Annotated in this window: 4 protein-coding genes; all 4 read right to left on the reverse strand. The window is 33.8% G+C overall.

The genetic code is table 11. The annotated features are described in order from the left end of the window. Positions 1 to 453, reverse strand: a 453-nt coding sequence (locus RT405_RS00670; protein ID WP_313466767.1) for a GNAT family N-acetyltransferase, incomplete at its 3' end; no start/stop codon positions are given. Between the two features lie 473 nt (positions 454 to 926). Continuing rightward, positions 927 to 1646 carry an HAD family phosphatase gene (locus tag RT405_RS00675; RefSeq protein ID WP_313466768.1) on the reverse strand — a complete coding sequence of 240 codons (720 nt, stop codon included), beginning with the start codon at positions 1644 to 1646 and terminating at the stop codon, positions 927 to 929. Between the two features lie 352 nt (positions 1647 to 1998). Beyond that, entirely contained in the window at positions 1999 to 2640 is a 642-nt protein-coding gene (locus tag RT405_RS00680; RefSeq protein ID WP_313466799.1) for a bifunctional 4-hydroxy-2-oxoglutarate aldolase/2-dehydro-3-deoxy-phosphogluconate aldolase, read from the reverse strand. Between the two features lie 31 nt (positions 2641 to 2671). Next, positions 2672 to 3739: a mannonate dehydratase gene (gene uxuA, locus RT405_RS00685; RefSeq protein WP_313466769.1), complete on the reverse strand. Its 1068-nt coding sequence runs from the start codon at positions 3737 to 3739 to the stop codon at positions 2672 to 2674. Positions 3740 to 3878 lie beyond the last annotated feature (139 nt).

Raw genomic sequence — 3878 nt, forward strand, 5'->3', positions numbered from 1 at the left:
GGTAATCATATTTTCTTCTGGAGCTTCTATATATATAATTTTATCAAATCCTACCGCAGTCCAAAATTTAAGACCGAGATAATTAGAACCAGAAACCAATAATTCAGCTGTCAAAAAATCTCTTTTCAAATAATAGTTATCTAATTCATAAATGGCTAACTTACCTAAGCCTTGTTTCTTAAACTTATCAGAAATGTACATATGCAAAATATAGAAATTTGTTTTAGATTCTTCAAAAATCCATATATAACCAACTAACTGATTCAAATAGCGAATACTTAGGCAATAAACCAATTCTTTTGGAATATTAGGAATGACTGTATCAATGTCTATTAGAGGCGCTAATGGTTCTCTTCCCTCCACTTTTAAAAAATAGGGTTTTGCTTCTTCAAAAAGCTGGTTCAATTCTTTTTTCTCTTCTTCTGTTGAAACAGTAAGCTTCACTAAATCCATCATTTTTCTCCATTCTTGTTACTTTGAAAAGTAGCTTCCACCATTTTAGCTTGTCTCTACAATTAATGAAAAATATTGGTTCGCCTGTAAATATATATTGTCTTTATTATGCTTCATTCACAGAAATGATAACGCGTACAAAAAGAATAAGCAATGACTGGCCTTCAAACGTTTTAATACATGAAAATCATTTTAAATGATAGACATCGCATCTACCTCATCCTGAATCAGAGTAAAAAAAAAATTCAAGATCATCTCTTCGTACAGTTATTTTTTTAAAATTATAATCAAAATTTTCTTTTCAATTAATCATGTATGACTTAATTTTAGGTGCTTATTATGAAAATATCTAACTTAGAATTATTGTATAAAAAACTTTGCATGCCTCTTATTTAAAACCTTCAGAGTGGACATGCAAAGCAGCTATTTTATTTGTTATTAATGTACCAATTCTTCTCTTTACAATTAATTCTTCATAATTTCATTTCTTTTTTGCGAAAAAAATTTCTAATCTGTAATAGGTCGGGAAATTGGTAGTCAGCCGTTGACTTTTTTTCTCCTAAATAAGATAAATCTTTTTGTAGTGTATAATAACCTTTTTTAGTGGGTAGATAAGTGATATCGTCCTCAACCAAGAATGAAATAATTCCTGCACGACGAGCAGCTTCAATACCGGCAGCGGAATCTTCAAAAACAACTGCGTGATTAGGAGCAATTCCAGCTTTTTTACATGCAGTTAAAAAAATTTCAGGTTCAGGTTTTCCTTTGTCAACCTCATCCCCTGCCACAATTATATCAAAATATTCAGGAATTTCTTCAATCTCTAAGTAATACTGTACTTTTTCTCGATGTGTAGATGAAGCTAAAGCAACTTGGATTCCTTGATCTTTTGCAAATTGTAGCAACTCCACCAAACCTTTCTTCTTGTATACGTGCTTTTCACGTTTTAAAATTTCATTTTTAAATTCATTCATTGAATTGCGCCACTCATTATAAGGAACGTTTGCTCCGTACAATTCTTCCATCCCTTGGCGTATGTCTTTCTCTGTCCGCCCTGTTAAGTAATAATATACATTATGAGTAACCTCGTAATCATGCTTTTCTGCCGATTTGAGGTAGGCTCGATAAGCCAATCGGCCTGTATCAAACATTAAACCGTCCATATCAAATATAAATAACTTGATTTTATCCATAAATATCCCTACTTACTGATTCATTTTTTTCCAGCGAAGTTGCTGGTAGTATGGCAATCCTTGTTCTTTCATACACTCTTAATCTCTAACATTTATTATCTTGTGTTCAGATTACTTATTACAGTCGTTTCTCTTATACCTACTATTTAAATAAAGAAAACCTGTATTCAATAAAAATCGAAATAATAAATTAAAAAAGTAGAGTAATAACACTAATGCGCTATCACTCTACTAAACTTAACCTCAATAGTAACAAACGCCTTTCAGCAATTTCTTCCTGATACAATATATCTAGAATTTTACCGTTCATTCAGATTCTAATAGAAAAATCGCTCTATTTACTAGCTACTTTTTAAGATCTAATTTTATCCACCAATGTTTTTAGTATTTTATCAGCTGTGTTACCATTATCTTTTTTAAGTATCACTTCAGAGATAATAAAAGAACCACCGACCGCTATTATGTGATCATTTTGAACATATTCCATAAAATTTTCTGGGTTAATACCACCAGTAGGCAAAAATTTAACATCATAAAAAGGACCGCTCAATGCGTTGATTGCTTTTAATCCACCATAGATATCTGCTGGGAAAAATTTTACCACTTTTATACCATATTCCGTAGCAAGTTGAATATCTCTAGGCGTAGCTGTTCCTGGGAATATAGGTACATTTTGTTCAATACAATACTCAATTACCTCTGAAACAATTGCCGGTGAAACAATAAATTTCGCACCATTTTCGATAGCACTTTTCGCTTCTTTCAACGTTCTCACTGTTCCTGCGCCAACAATCAATTCTCCAGACTGAGCTAATTTCTTGATAGCATCTGTCGCTAAGCTACTTCGAAACGTCACTTCAATAAACCGTACCTCATTTTTAATTAAAATCTCTTCCAAACGATCTAAATAAGCAAGATCCGTAGCAGTATAAAGAGGTAACAATTTCGTTTCTTCAATTTGTCGATAAATCTCGTGCTCCATGTTTACTAACATATTCATCTCTCACTTTCTAGCATAACCAGACCTACTCTTTTCTCTTCGTAATTGCTTCGTGTAGTCCTTGCATATACGTAATCCCCATTGCACGATCATACAAACCATAACCAGGCATTGCAACTTCTCCCCAAATGGTACGCCCATGGTCTGGACGAACAACTCCATCAAAGCCAATATCTATTAAAGCTTTCATGATTGCATACATATCCAACGATCCTTCAGTACTTAAATGTGCCGTTTCCTTGAATTTACCTTTATCTAAAAACTCAACATTACGGAAATGAACAAAATTGATTCTATCACCGATTTCACGAATGATCTCAACTAAATCATTGTCTGGATCTGCACCAAGGGAACCTGTACAAAGAGTGATTCCATTATATGGAGAGTCTACAATGCTAAGAATATTTTTTAAATCTTTCAGATTCTTTGTAATGCGAGGAAAACCAAATATTTCCCATGGTGGATCGTCCGGATGAATGGCCATTTTGACATCCATTTCTTCACATATTGGAATAACTTTCTGTAAAAAATATTCTAAATTATCAAATAATACTTCTTCCGTCACACCTTCGTAAATCTCTACTAAACTATTGAATTTTTTTAAGCGATCTTCTTCCCAACCTGGTAGACGGAACCCTTTCGATTGACTGTGAATTAGTTTGTACATGTCTCCTGCTTCCATATTGTCCACGACGGCTTGATCGTAAACAAGAGAATAACTACCATCGCTGTTCTCATAGGATAGATCAGTTTTGGCCCAACCAAAAATTGGCTTAAAGCTGTAACAAATCATGTGAACACCACATTCCGACAGGTTCTTGATTGTTTGAATATAATTCTCAATATAGTGATCCCGTTCAGGCGTTCCCGCTTTTATTGCATCATGAATCGCTACACTTTCGATTCCTAATAATTCCAGATTTTCTTTTTCCACTGATTGTTTCAACTCTTGGATCTCAGAAACTTCCCAAATATCTCCAGGTAGTTTATCTAATAGCGTACCTACAATACCGTTCATTCCAGGTATTTGTCGGACATTTTTCAATGGAATGGTGTCGCCTTTTTCTCCATACCATCTAAATCCCCATTTCATTATATATCACCCATTTCTTTAAAAATCATCCTCATCTTCTTGATCACCTTTTACCATTGACACGTGCCAACTACTAAGACTATTAGTGCCTTGATTGATCACAGCTTCGGCAACTTCTTCCACTGGCGTTTCCAAAAGT

The sequence above is a fragment of the Carnobacterium sp. genome (assembly GCF_032094055.1).
In the GTDB taxonomy this organism is placed as follows: Bacteria; Bacillota; Bacilli; order Lactobacillales; family Carnobacteriaceae; genus Carnobacterium_A.